General features: G+C 58.3%; 23 protein-coding genes. 5 read left to right on the forward strand and 18 right to left on the reverse strand.

Annotation, left to right across the window (positions count from 1 at the left end; all coding sequences use genetic code 11):
* Window positions 1-3 precede the first annotated feature (3 nt).
* The 5 genes from NV64_RS13550 to NV64_RS13570 all read right to left on the reverse strand — a co-directional run bounded on the left by NV64_RS13550 (window position 4) and on the right by NV64_RS13570 (window position 7,717).
* On the reverse strand, window positions 4-708 hold the full coding sequence (locus NV64_RS13550) for a fimbria/pilus chaperone family protein (RefSeq protein ID WP_072166342.1): 705 nt from the start codon (window positions 706-708) through the stop codon (window positions 4-6).
* A 64-nt stretch (window positions 709-772) separates the two neighbouring features.
* Window positions 773-1,444: a type 1 fimbrial protein gene (locus tag NV64_RS13555; protein WP_056235469.1), complete on the reverse strand. Its 672-nt coding sequence runs from the start codon at window positions 1,442-1,444 to the stop codon at window positions 773-775.
* Between the two features lie 413 nt (window positions 1,445-1,857).
* Window positions 1,858-2,208: a gamma-glutamylcyclotransferase gene (locus NV64_RS13560; protein ID WP_101506111.1), complete on the reverse strand. Its 351-nt coding sequence runs from the start codon at window positions 2,206-2,208 to the stop codon at window positions 1,858-1,860.
* A gap of 2 nt (window positions 2,209-2,210) precedes the next feature.
* Window positions 2,211-5,981 (reverse strand): translocation/assembly module TamB domain-containing protein, encoded by a 3,771-nt coding sequence (locus NV64_RS13565; protein WP_056235463.1) that lies wholly within the window; start codon window positions 5,979-5,981, stop codon window positions 2,211-2,213.
* Window positions 5,978-7,717 (reverse strand): autotransporter assembly complex family protein, encoded by a 1,740-nt coding sequence (locus tag NV64_RS13570; protein ID WP_056235460.1) that lies wholly within the window; start codon window positions 7,715-7,717, stop codon window positions 5,978-5,980. Before NV64_RS13570 ends, NV64_RS13565 begins: the two co-directional genes overlap by 4 nt.
* 475 nt (window positions 7,718-8,192) lie before the next feature.
* On the opposite strand from NV64_RS13570, the gene NV64_RS13575 reads away from it, so the two are divergent.
* Window positions 8,193-9,521 (forward strand): hemolysin family protein, encoded by a 1,329-nt coding sequence (locus tag NV64_RS13575; RefSeq protein WP_056235456.1) that lies wholly within the window; start codon window positions 8,193-8,195, stop codon window positions 9,519-9,521.
* A gap of 93 nt (window positions 9,522-9,614) precedes the next feature.
* On the opposite strand, the gene NV64_RS13580 is transcribed toward NV64_RS13575, so the two are convergent.
* Entirely contained in the window at window positions 9,615-9,821 is a 207-nt protein-coding gene (locus tag NV64_RS13580) for a DUF1107 domain-containing protein (RefSeq protein ID WP_056235452.1), read from the reverse strand.
* Window positions 9,822-10,141: 320 nt separating this feature from the next.
* On the opposite strand from NV64_RS13580, the gene NV64_RS13585 reads away from it, so the two are divergent.
* Window positions 10,142-10,696 (forward strand): YtfJ family protein, encoded by a 555-nt coding sequence (locus NV64_RS13585; RefSeq protein ID WP_056236368.1) that lies wholly within the window; start codon window positions 10,142-10,144, stop codon window positions 10,694-10,696.
* 209 nt (window positions 10,697-10,905) lie between these two features.
* Here NV64_RS13585 and cysQ read toward each other — a convergent pair whose 3' ends face one another.
* Complete coding sequence (cysQ, locus tag NV64_RS13590; RefSeq protein WP_056235449.1) at window positions 10,906-11,652, reverse strand: 3'(2'),5'-bisphosphate nucleotidase CysQ; 747 nt, start codon at window positions 11,650-11,652, stop codon at window positions 10,906-10,908.
* Window positions 11,653-11,955: 303 nt separating this feature from the next.
* On the opposite strand from cysQ, the gene NV64_RS13595 reads away from it, so the two are divergent.
* Complete coding sequence (locus tag NV64_RS13595; protein ID WP_056235446.1) at window positions 11,956-13,893, forward strand: bifunctional 2',3'-cyclic-nucleotide 2'-phosphodiesterase/3'-nucleotidase; 1,938 nt, start codon at window positions 11,956-11,958, stop codon at window positions 13,891-13,893.
* Window positions 13,894-14,105: 212 nt separating this feature from the next.
* Here NV64_RS13595 and fklB read toward each other — a convergent pair whose 3' ends face one another.
* The gene (gene fklB / locus NV64_RS13600; protein WP_056235443.1) at window positions 14,106-14,726 is read right to left on the reverse strand and encodes an FKBP-type peptidyl-prolyl cis-trans isomerase; all 621 of its coding nucleotides are present in this window, start codon (window positions 14,724-14,726) and stop codon (window positions 14,106-14,108) included.
* Window positions 14,707-15,057, reverse strand: a complete 351-nt coding sequence (locus NV64_RS23700; protein WP_162237188.1) for a hypothetical protein — start codon at window positions 15,055-15,057, stop codon at window positions 14,707-14,709. Before NV64_RS23700 ends, fklB begins: the two co-directional genes overlap by 20 nt.
* Window positions 15,058-15,106: 49 nt before the next feature.
* On the opposite strand from NV64_RS23700, the gene NV64_RS13605 reads away from it, so the two are divergent.
* Window positions 15,107-15,649: a LysM-like peptidoglycan-binding domain-containing protein gene (locus NV64_RS13605; protein ID WP_233208985.1), complete on the forward strand. Its 543-nt coding sequence runs from the start codon at window positions 15,107-15,109 to the stop codon at window positions 15,647-15,649.
* A 95-nt stretch (window positions 15,650-15,744) separates the two neighbouring features.
* Here NV64_RS13605 and rplI read toward each other — a convergent pair whose 3' ends face one another.
* The 5 genes from rplI to yjfP form a co-directional block, all read right to left on the reverse strand.
* Window positions 15,745-16,197, reverse strand: coding sequence for a 50S ribosomal protein L9 (rplI, locus tag NV64_RS13610; RefSeq protein ID WP_056235441.1), 453 nt, complete (start codon window positions 16,195-16,197; stop codon window positions 15,745-15,747).
* 40 nt (window positions 16,198-16,237) lie between these two features.
* Complete coding sequence (rpsR, locus tag NV64_RS13615) at window positions 16,238-16,465, reverse strand: 30S ribosomal protein S18 (protein ID WP_002210155.1); 228 nt, start codon at window positions 16,463-16,465, stop codon at window positions 16,238-16,240.
* 4 nt (window positions 16,466-16,469) lie between these two features.
* Window positions 16,470-16,787, reverse strand: a complete 318-nt coding sequence (gene priB / locus NV64_RS13620) for a primosomal replication protein N (protein WP_056236364.1) — start codon at window positions 16,785-16,787, stop codon at window positions 16,470-16,472.
* Between the two features lie 6 nt (window positions 16,788-16,793).
* Window positions 16,794-17,189 (reverse strand): 30S ribosomal protein S6, encoded by a 396-nt coding sequence (rpsF, locus tag NV64_RS13625; RefSeq protein WP_056235438.1) that lies wholly within the window; start codon window positions 17,187-17,189, stop codon window positions 16,794-16,796.
* Window positions 17,190-17,534: 345 nt separating this feature from the next.
* Entirely contained in the window at window positions 17,535-18,284 is a 750-nt protein-coding gene (gene yjfP, locus NV64_RS13630; protein ID WP_101506113.1) for an esterase, read from the reverse strand.
* Window positions 18,285-18,506: 222 nt separating this feature from the next.
* Here yjfP and bsmA point away from each other — a divergent pair, with 222 nt between their 5' ends.
* On the forward strand, window positions 18,507-18,821 hold the full coding sequence (bsmA, locus tag NV64_RS13635) for a biofilm peroxide resistance protein BsmA (protein WP_101506114.1): 315 nt from the start codon (window positions 18,507-18,509) through the stop codon (window positions 18,819-18,821).
* A 51-nt stretch (window positions 18,822-18,872) separates the two neighbouring features.
* Here bsmA and rlmB read toward each other — a convergent pair whose 3' ends face one another.
* From rlmB to NV64_RS13655, 4 genes are all read right to left on the reverse strand, one after another.
* Window positions 18,873-19,607: a 23S rRNA (guanosine(2251)-2'-O)-methyltransferase RlmB gene (rlmB, locus tag NV64_RS13640; RefSeq protein WP_056235428.1), complete on the reverse strand. Its 735-nt coding sequence runs from the start codon at window positions 19,605-19,607 to the stop codon at window positions 18,873-18,875.
* A 99-nt stretch (window positions 19,608-19,706) separates the two neighbouring features.
* Window positions 19,707-22,151, reverse strand: a complete 2,445-nt coding sequence (gene rnr / locus NV64_RS13645) for a ribonuclease R (RefSeq protein WP_056235425.1) — start codon at window positions 22,149-22,151, stop codon at window positions 19,707-19,709.
* A gap of 16 nt (window positions 22,152-22,167) precedes the next feature.
* Entirely contained in the window at window positions 22,168-22,611 is a 444-nt protein-coding gene (nsrR, locus tag NV64_RS13650) for a nitric oxide-sensing transcriptional repressor NsrR (RefSeq protein WP_056235422.1), read from the reverse strand.
* Window positions 22,612-22,933: 322 nt separating this feature from the next.
* Window positions 22,934-24,232 (reverse strand): adenylosuccinate synthase, encoded by a 1,299-nt coding sequence (locus NV64_RS13655; RefSeq protein WP_056235418.1) that lies wholly within the window; start codon window positions 24,230-24,232, stop codon window positions 22,934-22,936.
* Window positions 24,233-24,312 lie beyond the last annotated feature (80 nt).

Below are 24,312 nucleotides of genomic sequence, written 5' to 3' on the forward strand. Positions count from 1 at the left end.
CAATCAGCGGCCAGTGGCGATCGGCTGTTCCACCTCTCCGGCCTTAAAGCCATAATCAGACAGCGTTGCAAAGCGCACTTTACTGGCGGCCAGCGGCGCGTTTGCTGCAGCCAGGGAAAGAGTCAGCTTTTGCCCGGGCAGGAGATAGCCCTGCGGCAACTGCACGCTCTTCACGGCGGGCAGCACCGTGATATCCTGCCCCATTCTGACCACGTAAGCGCCGGGGTTGTGCACCGTTAATTGTCCGTTACTCAGGGACCAGTTCAGCGCTTTCCAGGGTTCTGGATTTTCCGGCAAGCCACGCGGATGAATAATCACCGGCAGGTTCTGGCGAATATTGACGTCAACGCGGTTTTGCCCGGCATCATCAACCAGCGGAATCCCCTCAAAGGTGACACGTTTCAGGTGTTCGGTGGTTAATGGCCCTTCGGTGGTCAAAATAAAACGTACCCGCTGTATACCCCCAGCGGCCACACGCACCACCGGCTGAGTCACCACCAGTCGGGGCTTTTTGTCATCCGCCAGGTCAATGACCTTAACGTAAAGTAACGCATCTTTGTCATCGGTATTGGTCACATTGATGCTGCCGCCACCGGCCGACTCATTAATTAACACCATCGACGTTTGCGGTTGCATTACTGCGCTGGCGGGGAACAGGCTGAAGAGGGTCAGCAGTGACAGGATCTGTGAGAGTGAAAAGCCGGGCATCTTATTCCACCATGAGCGGTAAAAAAACCGGCATGAACTCAGTGAATCATGCCGGTGGTGGGAGTTACATATAAATAACTTCGAACGTGGTGCTGCCATTCAGATTAATACTGCTCTGCACGCCATTTTTGCCCACTGGCGCAATAGAAGGCTTAACCTCAAGCGAATAAACTTTGTTTGATACCGCTTTACGTTCCGTGTCACTGGCTAAGTCCATACCGGAAACAGGAACCAGCTGTGCGTTTTTGAAATAATAGCCGCTCTCATCAGTGACAAATTTCCAGATATTATCGGGCTGCAGCGAATACGCTTTCTGAACCTGCTGATCTTCCACGCTGCTGCTATCCCGGTCAAGCTTGATGGTGTAGACGCCGATAGCTTTACCATTCGCATCGTTACCGAGGCTAAACAGGGTCTCTTTGTTGGCACCCGGCTTTTCAGCCACCGCGCCACTGTTATCCACCGCGCGAATACCATAGTAGGATGCACCATCGCACCCAACGGTGACCCGGGTTTTTTCCGCTTTCAGATCGGTAAATTTGTCTTTACTTAGCGAGCCAGGGTTGATGTTATTGAATGAGAGAGCCCCCTCAAGGCTGATGTTACAGGAAGGCGGCAGAATGGTGCCCTGTACCTTCATGGTCGCTTTAGCACCGGTAACCATTCCCTCGGCCATTGCGGCTCCGGAAGCCATCATCCCGCCCATCAGCACCGCGATTAGCGTAATTTTTTTCATTGCATATTCCTTTATCTGATTAACGACGTAGCTTGCAGGGAAATAATTCCCTGTCAATACAGTCAGCTAAGATCCGGATCGACAACATGATAATATTGTTAACCCTGCTTATGTTCTGACACGTGCCTGCCAATATAAAAAGACAACAGGCATCCGCAGAATCCACAAGAATAATAAACACACCACACCGTAAAGCAATTGGATGTTTTGCTATTTATCAAAAGCAAACTAATAGCACAAAAGTCAGCGTAGTTTAATAATGACAAATGTCGCATAAAAATATAATACAGATCAATATTCTGTTTTTTTATTTTTCAAAGTAAAAATCTGCACTATTTACGACCGGGAGAGAGCGCCATAAAAAAACACCGCACAAAGCGGTGTTTTCGTATTGTTTCAACGTCTGACTGCGGTCAGGCGTTTTCCCGATCCCGCAGCAGCCAGTCGCCGCTTTCGATGCGTTGCCTGCCCGCCACCGATCGCTGATAGACATACAGCCAGGCGCTGCCGTACGGCGTTTGCAGCAGCTCCCGTTTGTACTCCCCGCCCTTGCTGCGCAGCGCATCCAGCTCGCCCAGCGTTGACGCATCAATCCGGTAAACTTCGCAGTAAACCTGACCGTCCCCGGGAACCACCCCAGGGTAATGGCCCAGACTGTAAAGTTCGTAACCGTCGATCAGATGATCGCCCAGCCACTGCCCGTTCGTCATCCAGTGACTGTTGCCCTGCTTACGTCGCAGGCTGCCATAGACAATTATTCGCATTGCTAGAACTCGAACTGATAGAGCACATCCAGCGCCTGGTCGATACCAGACACGGCTTCCAAATAGAGTTTAGGCATCAGGCGATAACGTAACGTTAAGGTCGCCAGTGAATCAAAGATGCCAACACCGTATTTTACCTGTAGACCCGGCAGCACATAGCCGCTGACCTGCACCTGCTGGCTGTCGCCAACCCCTGCAGTGTCCAGCGCCAGATTGCTGACGCCGAAGGTCTCACCGATTTTACCCACAATCTGCCCACTTTGTGCAACCCCCAATCCCACTAATGCTGAGGTTAATGCATCGCTGTCGCTGCCGGAGGCGTTCAGCCCCTGGCCTCTGAGCAGATAAGAGAGCGCTTCCTGCTGCGACATCGCCGGATCAGAGAAGACTTCCGCCTTCGGCTCGTCGGCCAGCCCGGTGACGCGCACCCCGGCGGTGACGTCATCTTCCGTCGCTTCCGGATTACGGATCGCCTCGATATTCAGGTAAGGCTGGTCCGGCGGCCCGGCAAACTGCAGCTCGCCTTTACGCACGATCAGGTCCTGACCGTACGCGTGGAAGCGGCCGGACGGGATGTTGATCTGGCCATTCAGCCCAAGCCCGCGCTTGTCCTGCACCAGCTTCAGGTCGCCGTTCAGCTTCGCTTTCAGGCCGAAAGCGCTCAGGCGTACGTCGTCACCCACATGGATAATCAGGTTGCTGTTGATCGGGATCGCCGTCGACTTCGGTGCGATCGGCTTCAGCTGCGGGTCCAGCAGCACTTCGTCGGCGGAGACGCCCACCGCGCTCTCCGGCACCTCCTGCACGGTGATGCGCGCCCAGGGGATATCCACCCGGCCGTCGAGGTTGAACAGCGACGGCGTGGCCTCAAACACCAGGTCCGGCGACACGTCCATGCGCACCATCGGCGGCACCGTGACGCGGATTTTCTGGCCTTTGGCCGCCACCCGCGCCCGCCAGTTATCCAGCTGGCTCCAGTCGGCGTCGCCGTTCAGCGCAATCTGCCCCTGAGAGGTCTGAATCACTCCTTCGAGCGTCGAGCTCATGCCGTTAAACAGCATGCTCAGGTTAGCAGTGGTGAGATCCACCGGCATAAAGCTGCCTTCAACGTCGACGTTGCGCAGCCCCAGCTGGCCGAACACCTGCGGCCGCTGCAGGTTACCGCCCAGCCGCAGGTTGCTGTTCAGTACCCCGGCGACCTTCTCGCCGCGCATCAGCGCCGGATTGAGCATCGCCAGCGACAGGCTGGTGATATTGACGTTGCCGGAAAGGGCGCGCCGCCCCTGCGGATCGGCGATCTGCACGTTGCCGTCGAGCTGGCCGTTACCGGCGATGCGGATCAGCCAGTCGAGCTGCGCCTGGCCATTTTTCAGCGCGGCGTTAAGGTTCAGCGTATTAAAGGCCACCGGCAGCGTATTGCCCTGCACGTCCTGCGCCAGCTTCACGCCGTTGCCTTTCAGCGACACGCGCCCGGTTGGCAGCCTGCCGTCGGCGGTCCAGCTGACGTCGGCATCGCCACTGAAGCCGCCGTTGACCTGGGTGCCTTCCGGCATAAACGGCTTGATCATCGCCAGGTCGAAGCGTTCCAGCACCACGCGGGCGTGGCCGGACGGGCCGGCCTCCACCGTCTGCGGCACGCACAGCTGCGCATTGGGGTTCTGCCAGCAGTGCGGGCCGATCGACACCGTCTGCTTCGCGTTAAGGTAATCCAGCGCGATCGCGCGGGTCAGCCGCCACTCGCCCACCGGCGTATCGAAGCGGGTGTTGTTCAGTTGCCCCTGCCAGCGCTGGGCGGCACGGTCAAAACTGCCGCTTAAGGCCAGCTGACCGGAGACCGGCTCACCCTGCAGGTTCAGCTTCAGCTGGTGCTGTTTCTCGCTGCCGCTGGCGTCGAGGGTCAGCAGGTTCACCGCCAGCGCATCCTGCTTCAGCTGCTCCACGCGCAGTTTGAGCTTGCCCTGGATCTGTTCGCCGGAGCTGACGTCGCCGTCAAGCTTGATGCGGCCGACGCGCAGCGCCTGCCAGCGCAGCCCGCTGGCGGTGAGGTCCGCCAGCAGCTGCGGCGTTTTCAGATCGCCACGGGCGCGGATCGTCCCTTTCGCCACGCCACCAAGGCCCGGCAGCGCGTTATCCAGATGCTGCGCGTCGATGTCGGCGTCCAGATTCAGCTTATCGCCCAGCGAACCTTTCAGGCTGACGTTGTTGCGCCCCAGAATCAGCTTAATGCCGGGAATATCCCACTGGTTATAGCTGTTGCCGTACAGGGTGCCGTCGGCGCTCACCGCGTTATTACGCACGTTGCCGCGCAGCCTGAGCTCCGGGACGCGCATCTGCCAGCTGCCGCCGTACAGGCTGCCGCGGGTGGTGATTTTGCCCTCCAGCTTCGCCGGCCAGTCCGGGTACTGTTTCGCGGTATTGATGCCGTTCAGCTGCAGTTCGCTGCGCCAGCTGATGGCTTTACTCCAGTCCACCAGCGCGCTGAGATCGGCGGTGCCCTGCAGCGCCGCCAGCCGCAGCTTCTCAAGGTTAAACTGTTCGACGTTGCCTTTGCCGTTCAGCGTCACGGTGGCCGGTGGCAGCCCCTGTCCCTGCAGTGCCGCCTTCAGCGACAGCGCATAGTCCGTCACTTTGCCCTTAAAGCTGAAGCTGAAGTTATCCGCCGCCATCTGCGCCTCGCCGGCCAGCGGCCAGCGCAGCTGCGGGCTTTGCAGCGTCATATTCAGCGGCAGACCGGCTTCCGCCAGCCGGGTATCGGCATCCAGCTGCGCGCGCAGCGGGCCGGAGAGATTCAGCGCCAGCGTCAGCGTTTCACGCAGGTTGCCGTCAAGGGCCATTTTGATCTTCTGCCCTTTAATCGGATCAAAATTCAGCGCGCTGTTCAGATTAAAGCTGACCGGCCAGTTCCCGCTCAGCGTCGCCTTACCGCTGGCATTGAGCTGCCCCTGCGGTGAGTCGACGTCAAAGGTTTGCAGCTGCAGCTGGTCGTTAACGGTATCCGCCCTGACCAGCAGGCGGTTAACGGTGATATCGGTGTCGCCGGTCAGGCGCAGCTGCTCGCCGAGGATCTGCTGCACACTGAGATCCAGCGGCAGGCTGAACTGCGGCAGATCGGGCAGCAGCGGTTTGGCAAACATCGCCTGCAGCGTTTCGCCCAGCGGCTTTTCATCCGGCTGCGGGTTCTGCACCTTCGGCTGTACCACCTGCTCATCGGCAACGATCGCCGCCTTCGGCAGTGCGATCAGTAATCCCTGAATATGGGTTGGCGTCAGCGTCAGGGAGCGTCCCTGCCAGCTCATGCCACTGGTAAAATCGGCCAGTGACACCGCGGTATCGTCGATTTTGACGTTGATATTGTGCAGCGCGATGCGCTTCAGGCTCAGCGGGTACGGCGTGCTGAAGTCACCGCTGCTCTGCTGCTCTTCCGGCTGTTCTGCCGCCGGCGACAGCTTGCTGCTGTCCACCACCACGTTGACGTCTTTCAGCGACAGGTCGTTGATGCAGAAAGCGCTGTTCTTCAGGCAGCTGAGCTGCACGGCGAGGTGGAACTCCCCGGCGCTGACCGCCACGCCCGGCATCTCATACTTTACGCCTTTAAGCGTCAGGTTACGCCAGCCGCCGTCCACCTGCTGGATCGCCAGCCCCGGAACCCAGCGCGCCGCGGAATTCAGCACCAGATGTAAGCCACTGGTGGTGCCGATTAAGAACGCCACGCCGCCCAGCAGCAGTACGATAAAAATCAGAATGCCAGTCAGGCCCTTTTTCCACCACTTCATAGTTCAGGCCCCAGTCCAATGTAAAACTGAATGTCACGATCGTCCCTGTCACCGATTGGCCGGGCGATATCGACCTTAATCGGCCCCACCGGTGATTGCCAGCGCACGCCGAAGCCGGCACCGGTCTTAACGTTGCTCTGCTTGATATCGTTTACCGCTTCACCGGAATCGACAAACACCGCCCCCCACCACTTGCCGGTGACGTTGTACTGATACTCCAGCGAGCCGGTAGCCAGTTTGGAGGCACCGGTCAGCTTGCCTTCATCGTCACGCGGGGAGATGCCCTTGTATTTGTAGCCGCGAATGCTGCGATCGCCACCGGCGAAGAAACGCAGGTCCGGCGGCACTTTCTCGAAGTTGTTGGTCTCGATCCAGCCGAGATTGCCGCGCACCACAAAGCGGTGCTTCTCTTCCAGGGTGCGGATCCAGACGTTCTGCGCCTGCATCACCGCGAAATCGACGTCAGAGCCCCAGGTGGTGTCGGAGACGTCCAGCGAGTAGCGCTGCGAATCCCCCCAGTCCGGCATCAGCCCGCCGCGCGAGCGGGTACGGTTAACGCTGACGCCAGGGTAGATCAGCATGGTGGTGTTGGTGACTTTACCCTGGGTAAAGTGGTCGAGGCTCCAGCGCAGGTTAATGGCGCGCTGCCAGCCGCTGGAGCTGTCCCAGTAGCGTGAGCCGGCCAGGGTGGTGGAGTCGGATTTGGTGTCGTTGAGGTCGGTGCGTTTCACCCCGCCCTGCACCAGGTAGTACTGCTCAAGCGGGCTTTTACGCAGCGGCATTTTGTAGCTGAAATCCAGCTGCTGCTCGGGCGCAGAGATATTGGCGCTGGTGGAAAAGCTGTGACCACGATCGTTGACCCAGGGTTTTTTCCAGGTGGCCTTCACCCGCGGGCCGACGTCGGTGGAGTAGCCCACGCCGGTTTCAATGGTATTCTCGGTACGCGGCGACATCACGCCATGTAGCGGCAACACTTTGCTGTTACGCGCTTGTTTAAAGTCCGGTGCCACCACCACCGAGTTAAACCAGCCGGTGGCCGACAGGCGGCGGTTCATCTCCGCCAGATCGCGTGAGTTGTAGTAATCACCCTGCTTGAACGGCACCAGGTTTTGCAGATAGTCTTCGCGGATCTGCGACCCTTCAAAGGTCACTGCGCCAAAGCGGTAACGCTGCCCGCTGTCATAGTCGATATCCCAGAACGCTTCACGCCGTTCCACTGCCACGCCGAGCTGGCTCTTTTTAAAATCGCCGTCAAAGTAACCTTTGCGCAGAGCCATATTACTCAGCGAACTTTTAAACTTATCGTATTTGCCGTGGTTGAGGATGCTGCCGATGGCCGGTTTGCCGTCGCGTACCAGCTGCTGGTAGTCGCTGTCCGTCCGCGCATCACCGCGCAGGATGATGGTTTCTCCGGCGATCTTTACCGGTTCCCCGGCGCTGACTCTGGCCAGCAACACGGGACGGCCGCCTTTGGCCGGAGCGGGCAACAGTTCGAAGTCTATCTGCGGCTCATAGTAGCCCAGCGCCTTCAGCCCCTGTTTGATCGCGTCACTGACCCTTGCGCGAAAGCGCCCGTCGGCGTTCACTTCATCGCTGCTGATGGTGGACAAACGTGCCCTGACGTTTTTTTGTAACTCTGCGGATAATCCGGTGACCTGCAAGCGCACGTTGGCCGCCTGAGCGGCCGGTGCGGCGATCAGCAGGCCACAGATGCAATAGATTGGAAATCTCGGCACGCGTGCTCCCCTGTGTTATGCCAGCCCGCACTCCGCCGGGCCCACCCTGGTAACTATAAAGTAGCTTAATGTGCGCTACGGATTGGCAAAAATGACGATAAGTGATGAAAAAAAGCTGAGGATCGGCAATCCGGTTAAATTAACGCAAATTAGCTGAATATTGTCGGCGAAACCCCACAGGGTTACAACCCCGGTTAAGGTCAGCGATTAATGCCGCAATTGTAAGCATTCACCGGCAAGGCTATAATCACTGCCGGTGGCTGTTCAACAGCCCCGATAACCCTTCTGCCCCGGCGTTTCAGCCGACCTGGCGCAGACATTTTTGGCACGGATAGCCCTGTAAGCACCATCTATTGCCCGCAGAATCTCGCGCGCTGCCCAGGCCAAAAATGACAAGTACTTAACCCGGCCACGCGATGCAGCGCAATTTCAATGCAGATTGACGATCGGCGCCGAGCCATTGTATGGATGTTCTATGTTAGACAGCTTGCTTGTCATCTTACTGCTGATTGCCATCAGCTCATTCTTCTCATTGTCGGAAATCTCTCTGGCGGCCGCACGCAAAATTAAGCTTAAGCTGCTGGCCGACGAGGGTAACGTCAACGCGCAGCGCGTGATGAAAATGCAGGAAACCCCGGGCATGTTCTTCACCGTGGTGCAGATCGGCCTGAACGCGGTGGCGATCCTTGGTGGTATCGTCGGCGATGCCGCCTTCACCCCGGCTTTTCGTTCCCTGTTCGAGCGCATCGTCGCACCGGAGCTGGCCGAGCGCCTGAGCTTTATCTGCTCATTTACCCTGGTCACCAGCCTGTTTATCCTGTTTGCCGATCTGTTCCCGAAACGTCTGGGCATGATTGCGCCGGAGTCCATGGCGCTGAGGATCATCAACCCGATGCGTTTCTGCCTGTTCCTGTTCACCCCGCTGGTGTGGTTCTTCAACGGCGGCGCCAACATCATCTTCCGCCTGTTTAAGATCCCGCTGGTGCGTAAAGACGATATCACCTCCGACGATATTTACGCGGTGGTGGAAGCCGGCGCGCTGGCCGGCGTGCTGCGTAAACAGGAGCACGCGCTGATTGAGAACGTGTTTGAGCTGGAGTCACGCACCGTGCCGTCGTCGATGACCTCACGCGAGAACGTGGTGTGGTTTGACCTGCATGAAGACGAAACCAGCCTGAAGCAGAAGATTGCCAGCCACCCGCACTCGCGTTTCCTGGTGTGTAACTCAGATATCGATCACGTGGTCGGCTACGTCGATTCAAAAGAGCTGCTGTTACGCGTGCTGGGCAATCAGAGTATGACCCTGAACAGCGGCGTGCAGATCCGTTCGGCGCTGATCGTGCCGGATACGCTGACGCTGTCAGAGGCGCTGGAAAGCTTTAAAGCGGCGGGTGAAGACTTCGCGGTGATTATGAACGAATACGCGCTGGTGGTCGGTATCATCACCCTCAACGACGTGATGACCACGCTGATGGGCGACCTGGTCGGCCCGGGGATGGAAGAGCAGATTGTCGCGCGTGACGAGAACTCGTGGCTGGTTGAGGGAGGAACGCCGATTGAAGACGTGATGCGCGCGCTGGATATCGATCAGTTCCCGCAGTCCGGCAACTATGAAACCATCGGTGGCTTTATGATGTTTATGCTGCGCAAAATCCCGAAGCGTACCGACTTCGTCAAGCTGCAGGGCTATAAGTTTGAGGTGGTGGATATTGATAACTACCGCATCGACCAGCTGCTGGTGACGCGAGTGGATGAGCGTCCGGCCGCGGCAATATTGCCGAAGGCGGCAGAGACCGAAAAGTAAAAGGCGGAAGATTGCGCCCGTAGCCGCACTGAGCGATCGATGCGGCCTGCAGCTGACTCTCTAAAAAGGCACCCACGGGTGCCTTTTTTCACTTTAGTTAAACTCAGACTGCAGACGCAGTACCTGACGGTTAACCTCTGACATCACGCTGTAATGTTGCTTGTCTTTAACACGCGGCACCAGGATTTTGCCCTTATCAAATTCAAATGCCCCGACGTCCTTGATATATAAACGGCCGCGGAACAGGATTTTGACGTACTTTGCCACCTGCAGTGGGTTGTAACGCTGGAAAATTTTCATTCTCTTTCTACTCCTGAATATTGAACGTACGCTTCGTCGCGGCCTAATCGGGCCAGCATCCGTGAAGCGCAAAGTACCTGTACTATAGAACACAGCCAGCGGCGAATGTTCCTAAAATTGAATTTTTTTACTGATTTTACACATCATGACAGAACTCTCTGTTGCCTGACGCTCTGCAGCCAGTATAAACCTTCAGTTAAAAGGGATTTGTGCGGCAGCTAGCAAAGCTGACACTTCGCTGCGACAGGCGCATCATCCGCACTTATTATTGCAGTGATATGACCAACTGGTCGGATCACACAAACAGTGGAGCTTCCATGATGAGTGCATCGCGTTTTACCGCCCTTCTCTGCCTGTTACTGCCGCTCGGCGTTGCGGCCCACAACTTCCATACCGGCCAGCGCGTGGCCCCGGTCGGTATCGCCGATCGCGGAGAACTGCTGTGGCAACATGATAAGTTTAGCTATAAAAACTGGAACAGCGCGCAGTTACCCGGAAAAGTTCGCGTGCTTCAACATATTGCCGGCCGCTCTTCCGCTAAAGAGCAGAACGCCGCGTTGATCGAGGCGATTAAAGCGGCAAAGCTGCCGCACGATCGTTATCAGACCACCACCCTGGTCAACACCGATGACGCCATTCCCGGCACCGGCATGTTTGTGCGCAGCAGCATTGAGGGCAATAAGCAGCAGTTCCCCTGGTCACAGTTTATCGTCGACAGCAACGGTGCAGCCAGGCAGGCGTGGCAGCTGAATGAAGGCGGTTCGGCGATCGTGGTGCTGGATAAGCAGGGGCAGGTGCAGTTTGCCAAAGACGGCGCGCTGACTCAGGACGAGGTTAAGCAGGTGATGGCATTACTGCACAAACTGCTGGAATAAGAAGCCGCTGCTCTGAAAAGACGCTACTCCCGGAAGCTGCGGCAGAACGGGCAGGAATTACCCTCTGACGTTTGCTAAAATCAGCCACTGCGCAGAGGCTGCAGGGTGCTTAGCGCCGGGACTGAGTACCGCATCATCTCGCTGGCGATAAAGGCCAGGCGTTTCTGGCAGCCTGAATAAGGCCGCCAGAGGTATCCGATCGGTGCCAGTCAGAAGATCGACACGCGGAAGCCCGGATTGAGGAACGACTCGCGCGGGGTGTAATCCAGCGTGTTGCCCTGCCAGTCGGTGACGTGCGCCCCGGCGGCCAGCGCCACGGCGTGGCCGGCACCGGTATCCCAGATATTGGTCGGTCCGAAGCGCGGATAGAGCTGCGCTTCGCCTTCGGCCACCAGGCAGAACTTCAGAGACGAACCGATGGCGGTGGTCTGATGCTCGCCAAGCTGGCTGAGATACTCCTTCAGCTCCAGATCCTTGTCGGCGTGGGAACGGCTGATGACGACCAGCGGCGGATGCGCCTCACGCACCCGGATGCGCGTCTTCTCACCGTTGGCCTCTTTCCACGCGCTGCCCCCGGCCGCCGAGTACATCACGTCCGTCACCGGCGCATACACCACGCCCAGCACCGGCTTACCGCCCTCGATCAGCGCGATATTGACGGTGAACTCGCCGTTACGCTTGATAAACTCCTTGGTGCCGTCCAGCGGATCGACCAGCCAGTAGCGCTGCCAGTGCTGACGCACCTCCCAGCTCGCCGGATCCTCTTCTGACAGTACCGGCAGCTCCGGGGTCAGCGCCTGCAGCCCGGCCATAATCACCTGATGTGCGGCGATATCGGCGGCGGTTACCGGCGAATCATCCGACTTGTGCGCTACGTCCAGCGGCGCCTGGCCGTTATAGACCTGCATAATCGCCACGCCTGCGTCACGCGCCAGCTGGCAGATGTTATCTAACATGTTGACCTCCCGATAGCCTGATAGGATGCGGCATCATCGCCGTGCGCTCATCGATCGCGGGTGAGCCACTGGCCGGCGCAACGCTGCACGGCCTGCGCTTTGTGATGCCGTTAATTATCAACAGCATAACCCAGAACATGAGGCAGAGACATTTTTTCTGCCGTCATCCGCACTATGGCTTCAGCCGCCCGATGCAGATGAAAAACCTGCATTCCATCACGTTTTCCACTGACGACTCAACACAGTTTCACACTATTCTGCGATGGTTATACCAGTTTGCCGAATCACAAAAAGGGAGAAACCATGTTCAGACCTTGCATCACGCTCAGCGCTCTGCTGGTCAGCAGCACGCTGCACGCCGCCACGGTGGATTTTCGCATTATGGAAACCACCGATCTGCACAGCAATATGATGGATTTTGACTACTACAAGGACACCGCTACCGATAAGTATGGCCTGGTGCGCACCGCCACGCTAATCCACCAGGCGCGCGCGCAGGTGGCTAACAGCGTGCTGGTGGATAACGGCGATATCATCCAGGGCAGCCCGCTGGGCGACTACGTGGCGGCCAAAGGGCTGCATGAGGGTGAGGTGCATCCGGTGTATAAGGCGATGAATACGCTGGACTACCGCGTTGGCAACCTCGGGAATCACGAGTTCAACTACGGGCTGGATTACCTGCAAAAGGCCATTAAAGGCGCGCGCTTCCCCTATATCAACGCCAACGTGATTGATGCCGTCAGTAAAAAACCGCTGTTTACCCCGTATCTGATTGAGCCGCTAACGGTGCGGGACCGCGACGGCAAAACGCATACGTTGAAGGTCGGCTATATCGGCTTTGTGCCGCCGCAGATTATGACGTGGGATAAGGCCAACCTCAGCGGCAAGGTGACCGTTGATGATATCACCGCCACCGCGAAGAAGTGGGTGCCGGTAATGCGTGAACAGGGCGCGGATATCGTGATTGCCATCCCCCACTCCGGACTCTCCAGCGAGCCGTATCACGCGCTGGCGGAAAATTCCGTTTACTACCTGAGCCAGGTGCCAGGCATCGATGCGATTATGTTTGGCCACGCCCACGCGGTGTTCCCCGGTGAGGATTTCGCCGGCATCAAGGGCGCGGACGTTAAACAGGGCACGCTGAACGGCGTACCGGCTGTGATGCCCGGCATGTGGGGCGATCATCTTGGCGTGGTCGATCTGGTGCTGAACGATGACGCGGGCCGCTGGCAGGTCAGCTCGGCGCGGGCCGAAGCGCGGCCGATTTACGATCGCGCGGCGAAAAAATCGCTGGCGGCAGAAGATCCGGCGCTGGTGAAGGTGCTGGCCGCCGACCACGACGCCACGCGCCAGTTCGTCGGCCAGCCGATTGGCCGCTCGGCGGCGGTGATGGCCAGCTATCTGTCGCTGGTGCAGGATGACCCGACCGTGCAGATCGTCAACGATGCCCAGGCGGACTATACCCGCAAGGCTGTTCAGGGCGATCCGGACCTGGCGCGGCTGCCGGTACTTTCTGCCGCAGCGCCGTTCAAGGCCGGTGGCCGTAAAAACGATCCGGCCAGCTACGTTGAGGTCGACAAGGGTGCGCTGACCCTGCGCAACGCTGCCGACCTCTATCTCTACCCGAATACGCTGGTGGTGCTTAAGGTCAGCGGCGCGCAGGTCAAAGAGTGGCTGGAGTGCAGCGCCGGGCAGTTTAATCAGATCGATATTCACAACAGCCAGCCGCAGTCGCTGATTAACTGGGATTACCGCACCTACAACTTCGATACCATCGACGGGGTGAACTACCAGATCGACGTGACCCAGCCCGCACGCTACGATGCGGCGTGTCAGTTACGTGATAAGAACGCCTCGCGCATCCGTAATCTGACCTGGAACGGCAAACCCGTCGATCCGGCGGCCTCCTTCCTCGTTGCCACCAATAATTACCGCGCCTACGGCGGCAGCTTTGCCGGTACCGGCGAGCAGCAGGTGGCGTTTGCCTCGCCGGATGAAAACCGTTCGGTGGTGGCCGCCTATATCAGCGCGCAGACTAAAGCCCACGGCGAGGTAAAACCGCAGGCGGATAATAACTGGAAGCTGGCACCGATCGTCAGCAGCACGCCGCTGGATATCCGCTTTGAGACCGCGCCGGGGGAAAAGGCTGCCACCTTTATTAAGAGCCACGCGCAGTATCCGCTGCAGCAGGTGGGCAGCGATCAAAACGGCTTTGCTATTTACCGCATTACGCTGAACTGAGCCTGCACTCCCCCGGACGGGGTAACAACCGGCCCCGTCCCACCTGAAGCCACAGGCCGGTAACCCGGTCAGGCTGCAGACGTGACCGGATGGGGATCCCGCCGGGGATTATCAGAATGGCAGCCGCCGGTAATAAAAAAGCCATCACCGTGAAGACGGTGATGGCTTTTATTTTGCCCGGGCGGCGATCGCACCGCCCGCCGCAAAGCGGCTTACAGAATTTCCAGCAGCTCGACTTCAAATACCAAGGTGCTGAACGGCGGGATCGAGGCACCGGCGCCGCGCTCGCCGTAGGCGAGGTTGTGTGGGATCACCAGCTGCCATTTAGAACCGACCGGCATCAGGGTCAGCGCTTCGATCCAGCCTGGGATCACGCCGCTCACCGGGAACTCAGCCGGCTCGCCGCGCTGTACGGAACTGTCGAACACGCTGCCGTCGATCAGTTTACCGGTGTAGTGCACGCGCACGCGGTCCTGACGGGACGGGATCGCACCTTCACCCTGGGTCAGCACGCTGAACTGCAGACCGGTTTCGGTGCTGTTCACGCCTTCACGCTGGGCGTTCTCTTCGAGGAATTTCTGACCTTCTACGGCCAGCGCCTGCTGGCGCTCGCTGCGCACCACTTCTGCACGCTCGTGGACTTCGCGCAGCGCACGGTGTACCACGTCAACCGGGACAGCAGGAGCATTCCCTTCCAGCGCGTCGCGCAGGCCCGCTAACAGCGCTTCGGGCTGCAGACCCTGCAGGCCGGATTCCTGTAACTGCTGACCGACCTGTAAGCCGATACCGTAACTTGCTTGCGCTTCAACACTGTCAAAAGAAGGGGTAGACATGAATTTTCCTTTCATCATTGATAAAAACCAGCCCGAAGCATAACAGCGCAGCGAACGGGCGTAAAATCTCATCTTCCGCAGGTGACTTTTGTACCGGAAAAAGAAACAATATCATTACCAATTTTAAGCCTTGCCTGATTGTCGCCGGGCAAAAAATCCGATCTGATGCGAAATGCGTGAAAAAACGCGTCGTGTGAGATGAAGATGACCAACAAAGTTTCCCGGCCAAGAGTGGTTCAGCTACAGTGTACTCAGAGGTATTAATGGGCCAGATTGCCCGCAGGAAACGCAGGAGCCCGCCGCTTGCCGCTTCCTGGTTGAAGATCAGCACGATCAAAAACTCACTGACTGCGCGTTTTTCGCGTCAGAAGGAGAACGACATGCCAGGAGCATTCCGCGCGCTGCGCGCCCCCGAATGGCTGATCCGGCTCTGGCACCTGCCGGATCGGATCAGCTGGATGGATCCGCTGCCACTACCGCACCGTCGCGGCATTATCATTGCCGTGCTGGTGATTTTACTGGCCTTTTTATGGCCGTCCGCCGCACCGCAGCGCGCGGTGGAAACCCCGTTACAGAACGGCTCCGCGCCGCGAGAGGTGCCGCTGCAGGCTACGATCGAAGGCGATTTAAACGCCCCGGCCACCGCCCAGCGTGATATTCAGGGGCAGTGGAGCAGCTACACTATCTCTTCCGGCCAGACGCTGGCACAGCTGTTCCGCGACAATAATCTGCCGGTCAACGACGTGTTTTCGATGGCACAGGTAGAGGGGGCGGATCGTCCGCTGAGTACCTTACGTAGCGGTCAGCAGGTCAAAATTCGTCAGAACGCGCAGGGGGTGGTGAACGGCTTAACGCTGCAGGGGGCCAGCGGTGAGATCCTGTTTACCCGTCAGCCGGACGGCAGTTTTATCCGGGCACAGTAACCGGCGCATCGCCGCCGGCAGCAGGAAGAACGCCCGCTGCCGGCAGAAATAAAAACGCCGGCGCGAGGCCGGCGTTTTTACTGCGCTGGGAGCAATTACGCGCCAGCGACTACTTTCACGATCAGCTTAGCGAAGACTTCGCTGTGAACCTGGAAGTCCACTTCGTGCTCACCGGTAGTACGCAGAACGCCGTTCGGCAGACGAACTTCGCTCTTAGCCACTTCAACGCCAGCTGCAGTTACAGCGTCAGCGATGTCGCGGGTACCGATAGAACCGAACAGCCGGCCTTCGTCGCCTGCTTTAGACACGATGGTAACGGTGCCCAGTGCACTGATGGTCTCAGCACGTGCGTTAGCTGCAGACAGAACGTCAGCCAGTTTGGCTTCCAGTTCTGCACGGCGGCCTTCGAAGAACTCAACGTTTTTCTTGGTAGCAGGAACAGCTTTGCCCTGTGGTACCAGGAAGTTACGAGCGTAGCCCGCTTTAACGTTGACCTGGTCGCCCAGGGTTCCCAGGTTTGCTACTTTATCAAGCAGAATAACTTGCATTACCTTATCCTCTTTAAGTCGTTAATAGACGGCGGCCGTATTACTGATGACGATCAGTATATGGCAGCAGGGACAGGTAGCGGGCGCGCTTGATGCAGCGAGCCAGCTGGCGCTGGTATTTTGCACGAGTACCGGTAATACGGCTCGGGACAATTTTACCGCTTTCGGTAATGTAGTTTTTCAGCGTAGCGATGTCTTTGTAATCAATCTCTACAACGCCTTCCGCGGTGAAACGGCAGAACTTGCGACGACGGAAATAACGTGCCATTAGGCTAGTCTCCAGAATCTATCAATTCAATCTGCTCGGCATGCAGTACCATTTTGTTCAGACCGTTGCGCCCTTGATGGCTGCAAATAAAGCCCTGAACGGTAAGCTGCGTACCGACCGTTATACTTTGAGTAATGGCCTGATGGGCTTTGCCGCTGATAATCACCGGCATCCGGCACCAGGCCTGCCGGTTAAAACCGGCTTCCACCTGTTCAGAACGGTGCTCAAGCACGAACTGACAGTGTGGAATTCCTGACGGGCTTATTTTTCGCACTGGCGTCTTGCACACGGTACCAGACAGCATCAGGCGATTGACCGTCACGGACAATTACTCTTCAGAATCCCCAGCATCTGCATCATCAGAGGTTTCGTTAACGAAATCTTCACGACGCTCACGGCGCTCGTCTTTCGCTTTAACCATCGGAGATGCTTCAGTTACGGCGTGCTTAACGCGCATAACCATGCTGCGGATAACGGCGTCGTTGAAGCGGAAGTTAGTTTCCAGCTCATCGATCGCTTCCTGCGGGGCTTCCACGTTCAGCAGAACGTAGTGAGCTTTGTGCAGTTTGTTGATCGGGTAAGCCAGCTGACGGCGGCCCCAGTCTTCCAGGCGGTGGATCGTACCCTGAGCACCAGTGATGGTTGCAGAGTAACGCTCGATCATGCCAGGAACCTGTTCGCTCTGGTCAGGATGAACCATAAAAACGATTTCGTAATGACGCATCGTATTTTGCTCCTTACGGATTATTCAGCCTCCTGTCAGGGTCAACCGTGGCCCATGGAAGCAAGGAACGTGTTTGTGAACGGCTGAAAAATTGACGCGTAATCATACTGGCGATAGGGGGTTAACTCAAGGTAAAGATCGAAGAAGCCGTAAATAACTCGCGCGCGGCGCAAGGCGAGCGGATGCGAATGCAGATTAACAGGAGATCGCTACGGCAGACCCGCCCGTAACTGGCCCCGGCCAGGCAGGCAGGGGCGCTCAACCGGTTGCGCAAGACAGGGTTAACCCGGCATCACGCAGGCGGGGCCAGTACGGCATCAGATCGGTACTGGCCCCGCCGGACGATTACAGGTGATGCGTAAAGAACGCTGTCAACGCCGTCAGCGCCGAAGGCGTGATGCGATGCCCGATGCCGGTTTCGGTCAGATACGTCAGGTTATCGTTCAGACCGGCCTCGCGCAGATCTTTCTCCAGCCGCACGCTTTCGGCAACCGGCACCACCTCATCAGCATCGCCGTGCCACACCAGCAGCGGGCGACTGGCAATCTTCGCCAGCTGATGGCTGACCTCGTACTCCGCCAGCGGGGCCAGCCGGGCGGCCAGCTGCGCCTTTTGTTCCGGCGAGCGGGCCACCAGCGGCGGGAACAGCGTCTGCCCCAGCTGGCTGAAGTAGCCGGAGCCCATCAGGCTGGCACCGCTGGTCAGCTGCGGATAACGCGCCAGCGCCCCCAGCGCGGTCATACCGCCCTGCGACGCCCCGGCGACCGCCAGCCGGCTGCCCGCGATCAGCTGCTGCTCACGCAGCGCCTGCTCAATCTGCGGCAGTTCATCGATATTGCTGCGCAGGATCTCCCAGAAATGGCTGAGCCGGTGCTCTGTATCACCGTTATAGCGTGAGCCATGTTGATCGGCATCAGGCAGGATGGCGCGGAAACCGGCCTGCGCCAGCGCCACCGCGAAGTAAGCATAAACCTCTTTGGAGGAGGTAAAACCATGATAAAACAGAACCGTCGGCAGCGGTTGTTCACGCTTACCGGCCGGCGCAGCATGCAGGCACTCGATGCCCGCGAAGGTTTCGGTATTCAACTCAATCATCGGCTCTCCTGGTGAAATCAGCCGCGGCAGCAAGCGGCAATGTAAAACGCGACAACGCGACAACGCGACAACGCGACAACGCGACAACGCGACAACGCGACAACGCTCAACAGTGTAAGCGGGATAAATTAATCCTGCGCACAGAAACGTCCAGGGTAAACCCGATTATTTTTCATATCCATAGCCTAAACTTAAACAAAAGATGAGGAGAGTGGGTCAACTATGCGCAACGTCCTTCTGATTACCGCGCTGCTGCTCGGCGGCTGCAGCGTATTCACCACCACGCCGCAGCCAGCGCCGCCGCCAACCGGCCAGCCGCAGGAGATCAACCGTGCGCAGAGCGCTGGCCTGAGCAGAATCGGCAGCACCACCGTCACCGTGCGCGGCTCACTGGATGACGCCGAACGGGCGCTGGCCGCTAAAGCGCAGGCGGCGGGGGCAACGTATTATCAGATTCAGTTAGTAAGAGAGACGGTAGCACCTGGCATGTGGTACGCCTCGGCGCTGCTGTATCGCCCGGCGGCAGGCGTGCAGTAACGCGGGTCGGCAGGCAGAGGATAAACGGGGCGCGAACGCGCCCCGGAATACTTATTTCGCGCGCTGACGTACCGCTTCAAACAGACAGACGCCGGTGGCGACCGAAACGTTAAGCGAGGAGACGCTGCCCGCCATCGGAATGCTGATCAGTTCGTCACAGTGCTCGCGGGTCAGGCGACGCATGCCTTCACCCTCGGCACCCATCACCAGCGCCAGCGGGCCGGTCATTTTGCTCTGATAGACGTCGTGATCGGCTTCCCCTGCGGTGCCGACGATCCATACGTTGGCTTCCTGCAGCACGCGCATGGTGCGCGCCAGGTTAGTCACACGGATCAGCGGAATATGCTCCGCCGCGCCGCTGGCCACTTTTTTAGCCGTCGCGTTAAGCGCCGCAGAACGATCCTTCGGCACGATGATCGCGTGTACGCCGGCCGCATCCGCGCTGCGCATGCAGGCGCCGAGGTTGTGCGGATCGGTAACGCCGTCGAGGATCAGCAGGAACGGATTCTCCAGGCTGGCCAGCAGGTCCGGGATATCCCCTTCCTGATACTGACGCCCCGGCTTCACGCGGGCAATGATGCCCTGGTGGGACGCCTCTTCGGATTTGTTATCCAGCACCTGCTTGCTCGCCACCTGGATGACGATGCCCTGCGCTTCCAGCGCCTTTACCAGCGTGGTCAGGCGGCGGTCATCGCGGCCCTTCTGGATAAACACTTCCTGGAAACGCTGCGGATCGCTGTCCAGCAGCGCCTGCACGGCGTGAATACCAAATACAATTTCACTCATCTCATCAATCCGGTGGTTCGTTAATTATGCTGCCGGGGCGCAGACAAGCTGCGCCCCGGACGTTAAGAGCAACGGGCGACACGCGCCGCCCGGCAGGCGCTACTGCTCGCTGCCGCTGTTTTTCTTGCTGCGTTTTGCCCGGGTGGCTGCAGCAATTTTGCGGGTTTTATCAGACGGTTTGCGCGGCTTTTTCTCCGCTTTATCACCCGGCGCGGCTGCCTGCTCTTTCGGCGCACGGGCGCTGCTGTCACGCTCGGCACTGGCACCTTTACGCGGCGCACGACGGCGGCTGCCGCTGTTTTTCGCACCGCCACGCTTCTCACGCTCGCGCTCGGTTTTACCTTCGCCACGTGGTTTACGGGCGCTGGAGATCAGCGCAAAGTCGATTTTGCGCTCGTCCATATGCACCGCGTTAACCCGTACTTCAACCGTATCGCCGAGGCGATAGCTGCGCCCGCCGGATTCGCCGATCAGGCGCTGGCCGACGGCGTCAAACCGGTAGTAGTCATTATCCAGCGAGGAGACGTGCACCAGGCCATCGATAAACAGGTCGTTCAGGCGCACGAAGAAGCCAAAACCGGTCACGCTGGAGATCACGCCGGTAAAGGCTTCGCCGACCTGGTCCTGCATAAAGTCACACTTCAGCCAGTCCGCTACGTCGCGGGTGGCTTCATCCGCCCGGCGTTCGGTCATCGAACAGTGCTGGCCGAAATGCAGCATCTGCTGCAGATCGTAGTGGTAGCCACCGGTCGGCGTGGTGTTGGCCTCACTGCCGTTCTCTTTTGCCAGCAGGTACTTAATCGCACGGTGCAGCAGCAGGTCCGGGTAGCGGCGGATGGGTGAAGTGAAGTGGGCGTAGGAGGCCAGCGCCAGGCCGAAGTGGCCACGGTTTTCCGGATCGTACACCGCCTGCTTCATTGAGCGCAGCAGCATGGTCTGCAGCATTTCGTGATCCGGACGGCCGGCGATCTGCTTCAGCAGGTCGGCGTAGTCCAGCGGCTGTGGCTTCGTTCCACCCGGCAGCGTCAGGCCCAGCTCGTTCAGCACCGAGCGGAAGCTCTTGATGTTCTCATCGCTTGGGCGATCGTGGTCGCGGAACAGCGCCGGTTCGTTGTTCTTCTCAACAAAGCGCGCCGAGGCGATGTTCGCCAGGATCATGCACTCTTCAATCAGCTTGTGGGCATCGTTACGCGCCACCAGCTCAACGCGCTCGATGCGGCGATCGGCGTTGAAGACAAACTTGGCTTCATCCGTTTCGAACGAGATGCCGCCGCGCTGCTCGCGGGATTTCTCCAGCGCCAGGTACATGCGGTGCAGTTCTTCCAGGTCCTGTACCAGCGGCTCGTACTGCTGACGCAGCTCCTGATTGCCCTGCAGGATGTTCCACACCTTGTTGTAGGTCAGGCGGGCAAAGGAGTTCATTACCGCTTCGTAGTGCTTGTAGCCGGTCAGCTTACCGGTAGACGAGATAGTCATCTCGCACACCATACACAGGCGGTCTACTTCCGGGTTCAGCGAGCACAGGCCGTTAGACAGCACTTCCGGCAGCATCGGTACCACCTGTGAAGGGAAGTAGACCGAGGTGCCGCGGTTGACCGCTTCATCATCCAGCGGAGTCCCCGGGCGCACGTAGTAGCTGACGTCAGCAATCGCTACCCACAGCCGCCAGCCGCCGCCGCGTTTACGTTCGCAGAACACTGCGTCATCGAAGTCACGGGCGTCTTCGCCGTCGATGGTCACCAGCGGCAGGTCGCGCAGGTCAACACGACCGCGTTTCGCCTCTTCCGGCACCTCTTCGCTCAGGCCGGCAATCTGTTTTTCCAGCGCTTCCGGCCAGACGTGCGGAATATCATGGGTGCGCAGCGCCATATCGACGGCCATGCTGGTGCCCATATTGTCGCCCAGCACTTCCACCACTTTACCGACGGCTTTGCTGCGGCGGGTCGGACGCTGGGTCAGCTCCACCACCACCACATAACCCATGCGCGCGCCCATCAGCTCTTCGGCCGGCACCAGGATATCGAAGCTCAGGCGGCTGTCGTCCGGGACTACAAAGCCCACACCGCTCTCGGTGAAGTAGCGACCAACGATCTGGCCATTGCGCGGCTCAACCACGCGCACCATACGTGCTTCACGGCGGCCCTTGCGGTCGGCGCCCATCGCCTGCGCGAGGATCACGTCGCCATGCATACACATTTTCATCTGTTCGGCAGAGAGGTAGAGATCGTCCTTGCTGCCTTCAATACGCAGGAAGCCAAAGCCGTCGCGGTGGCCGATCACTTTGCCTTTCAGCAGGTCGAGGCGTTCCGGCAGCGCGTAGCACTGGCGGCGGGTAAACACCAGCTGACCATCGCGTTCCATGGCGCGCAGGCGGCGGCGCAGCGCTTCAGTCTGCTCCTCGCCGCTAATGGCGAGTTCGTCTGCCAGCTCTTCACGGCTGGCCGGGCTCGTCCGTTTATCCAGATGAGCAAGAATAAATTCGCGGCTGGGAATCGGGTTTTCGTATTTCTCAGCTTCGCGGTCCTGAAAAGGATCTTTTGACATCGAGGTTCCTCCGTTGTCAGCTGCTGAGTGAAGGTCGTTCAGTCAGCAAAATTTTGTAGAGCGGATGGTTGTCTTCAACCAGATCGGCCAGAGTGTAATTATCCAGTTCGCGCAGAAAACTCTGCACGGCGTCATACAGCGCCTTCTTCAGGCGGCAGGCGGAGGTAATATGGCAAAACTCCACGCTGCAGTTGACCAGCTGCAGTGGCTCCATATCGCGCACCACCTGGCCGACAACGATATCGCTGGCTGGTTTACCCAGACGAATACCGCCGTTTTTACCCCGCACGGCAGCGACATAACCGTTACGGCTAAGTTGATTGATAACTTTGACCATATGATTACGCGACACGCCGTAGGTGTCGGTAACTTCGCTAATGCTGGTCATCTTCCCCTCCGGCAGAGAGGCAAGGAAGATCAGCGCGCGTAAACCGTAATCGGTGAAGCTGGTTAGCTGCACAGTGACCTCAGAGAGACAGCCTGAACTCATGCCGTCATCCGCTTAAAACAGGAATTAACAATGATAATAAACCAGCCACTGCTAAAGCGGGCTATTTTATTTATTGCGGGAAAAATCATGGTGGCACAGCAGACGGGAACGGCAGGAAACCGGTGCGGGAGAATAACTGACCGGGCAATGCCCGGCCAGTATACACGTCATCCTTCAAGCTGCCTCTGCGTTGGCTGCTCTCGTTCACCCCAGTCACATAGTTTTCTATGTTCCCGGGGATTCACTCCTTTGCCGCCTTGATGCATCTTGAATGATTTTGTGTAGAGCATAATTATGCGTCAAACGGGTCGCGCAGAATCATGGTTTCGCTACGGTCAGGTCCGGTTGAGATAATATCAATCGGCACACCGGTCACTTCTTCAACGCGCTTGATGTAGTCCAGCGCAGCCTGCGGCAGACCTTCCAGCGTTTTCACGCCGAAGGTGGTCTCAGACCAGCCAGGCAGGGTTTCGTAAATCGGCTCAATGCCTTCCCAGCCTTCTGCTGCCAGCGGCGTGGTAGTCACTTCACGGCCGTCAGGCATACGGTAAGCCACACAGATCTTAACCTCTTTCAGGCCATCCAGCACGTCCAGTTTGGTCATGCAGAAACCTGACAGGGAGTTGATCTGTACGGCGCGGCGCACGGCAACCGCGTCCAGCCAGCCGGTACGACGACGGCGGCCGGTGGTAGCGCCGAACTCGTTACCCTGCTTGCAGAGGAACTCGCCGGTTTCGTCGAACAGTTCGGTCGGGAACGGGCCTGCACCCACGCGGGTAGAGTAGGCTTTGACGATACCCAGCACGTAGTCAACGTAACGCGGACCGATACCGGAACCGGTCGCTACGCCACCGGCGGTGGTGTTAGACGAGGTGACATACGGATAGGTACCGTGGTCGATGTCCAGCAGGGTGCCCTGGGCGCCTTCGAACATGATCAGGTCACCGCGCTGACGCGCACCGTCCAGCACTTCTGAAACGTCAACCACCATACCGGTGAGGATATCGGCAATCGCCAGCGTATCCGCCAGCACTTTGTCGTAATCCACCGCATCGGTTTTGTAGTAGTTAACCAGCGCGAAGTTATGGTATTCCATCACTTCTTTCAGCTTCTGTGCGAAGGTCTCTTTGTTGAACAGATCGCCAACGCGCAGGCCACGACGGGCCACTTTATCTTCGTAAGCCGGGCCGATACCACGACCGGTGGTGCCGATCGCTTTCGCGCCACGCGCTTTCTCACGTGCCACGTCCAGCGCCACGTGATATTCCAGAATCAGCGGGCAGGCTTCAGAAATGAACAGACGCTCACGTACCGGGAAGCCGCGATCTTCCAGACCTTTCATCTCTTTCATCAGCGCAGCCGGAGACAGCACCACACCGTTGCCGATGATGCTGGTGACGTTTTCACGCAGAATGCCTGATGGAATTAAATGGAGGACGGTTTTCTCACCGTTGATGACTAGCGTATGGCCAGCGTTATGGCCGCCCTGATAGCGCACTACGTATTTAGCACGTTCCGTCAGGAGGTCAACGATCTTACCTTTACCTTCGTCACCCCATTGGGTGCCCAGTACGACAACGTTCTTACCCATTTCTCAAAATCACCGATTGCTTAAAAATGGATTCTACCATCGTCATTTTCGTCTTTCAGCTGTTTTAGCATACGATTGCG

The organism is Erwinia sp. B116 (genome assembly GCF_002865965.1).
Classification (GTDB): Bacteria; Pseudomonadota; Gammaproteobacteria; order Enterobacterales; family Enterobacteriaceae; genus Erwinia.

Excerpts from the sequence above, each read along its gene's own strand:
- rnr (WP_056235425.1), bottom strand. The coding sequence starts at position 22,151 with ATGTCAAAAGATCCTTTTCAGGACCGCGAAGCTGAGAAATACGAAAAC.
- NV64_RS13550 (WP_072166342.1), bottom strand. The coding sequence starts at position 708 with ATGCCCGGCTTTTCACTCTCACAGATCCTGTCACTGCTGACCCTCTTC.
- NV64_RS13575 (WP_056235456.1), top strand. The coding sequence starts at position 8,193 with ATGTTAGACAGCTTGCTTGTCATCTTACTGCTGATTGCCATCAGCTCA.
- NV64_RS13595 (WP_056235446.1), top strand. The coding sequence starts at position 11,956 with ATGTTCAGACCTTGCATCACGCTCAGCGCTCTGCTGGTCAGCAGCACG.
- NV64_RS13560 (WP_101506111.1), bottom strand. The coding sequence starts at position 2,208 with ATGCGAATAATTGTCTATGGCAGCCTGCGACGTAAGCAGGGCAACAGT.
- NV64_RS13655 (WP_056235418.1), bottom strand. The coding sequence starts at position 24,232 with ATGGGTAAGAACGTTGTCGTACTGGGCACCCAATGGGGTGACGAAGGT.
- rplI (WP_056235441.1), bottom strand. The coding sequence starts at position 16,197 with ATGCAAGTTATTCTGCTTGATAAAGTAGCAAACCTGGGAACCCTGGGC.
- NV64_RS13555 (WP_056235469.1), bottom strand. The coding sequence starts at position 1,444 with ATGAAAAAAATTACGCTAATCGCGGTGCTGATGGGCGGGATGATGGCT.
- NV64_RS13605 (WP_233208985.1), top strand. The coding sequence starts at position 15,107 with ATGCCAGGAGCATTCCGCGCGCTGCGCGCCCCCGAATGGCTGATCCGG.
- NV64_RS13585 (WP_056236368.1), top strand. The coding sequence starts at position 10,142 with ATGAGTGCATCGCGTTTTACCGCCCTTCTCTGCCTGTTACTGCCGCTC.
- bsmA (WP_101506114.1), top strand. The coding sequence starts at position 18,507 with ATGCGCAACGTCCTTCTGATTACCGCGCTGCTGCTCGGCGGCTGCAGC.
- fklB (WP_056235443.1), bottom strand. The coding sequence starts at position 14,726 with ATGTCTACCCCTTCTTTTGACAGTGTTGAAGCGCAAGCAAGTTACGGT.
- NV64_RS13565 (WP_056235463.1), bottom strand. The coding sequence starts at position 5,981 with ATGAAGTGGTGGAAAAAGGGCCTGACTGGCATTCTGATTTTTATCGTA.
- rpsR (WP_002210155.1), bottom strand. The coding sequence starts at position 16,465 with ATGGCACGTTATTTCCGTCGTCGCAAGTTCTGCCGTTTCACCGCGGAA.
- NV64_RS13580 (WP_056235452.1), bottom strand. The coding sequence starts at position 9,821 with ATGAAAATTTTCCAGCGTTACAACCCACTGCAGGTGGCAAAGTACGTC.
- rlmB (WP_056235428.1), bottom strand. The coding sequence starts at position 19,607 with ATGAGTGAAATTGTATTTGGTATTCACGCCGTGCAGGCGCTGCTGGAC.
- yjfP (WP_101506113.1), bottom strand. The coding sequence starts at position 18,284 with ATGATTGAGTTGAATACCGAAACCTTCGCGGGCATCGAGTGCCTGCAT.
- cysQ (WP_056235449.1), bottom strand. The coding sequence starts at position 11,652 with ATGTTAGATAACATCTGCCAGCTGGCGCGTGACGCAGGCGTGGCGATT.
- rpsF (WP_056235438.1), bottom strand. The coding sequence starts at position 17,189 with ATGCGTCATTACGAAATCGTTTTTATGGTTCATCCTGACCAGAGCGAA.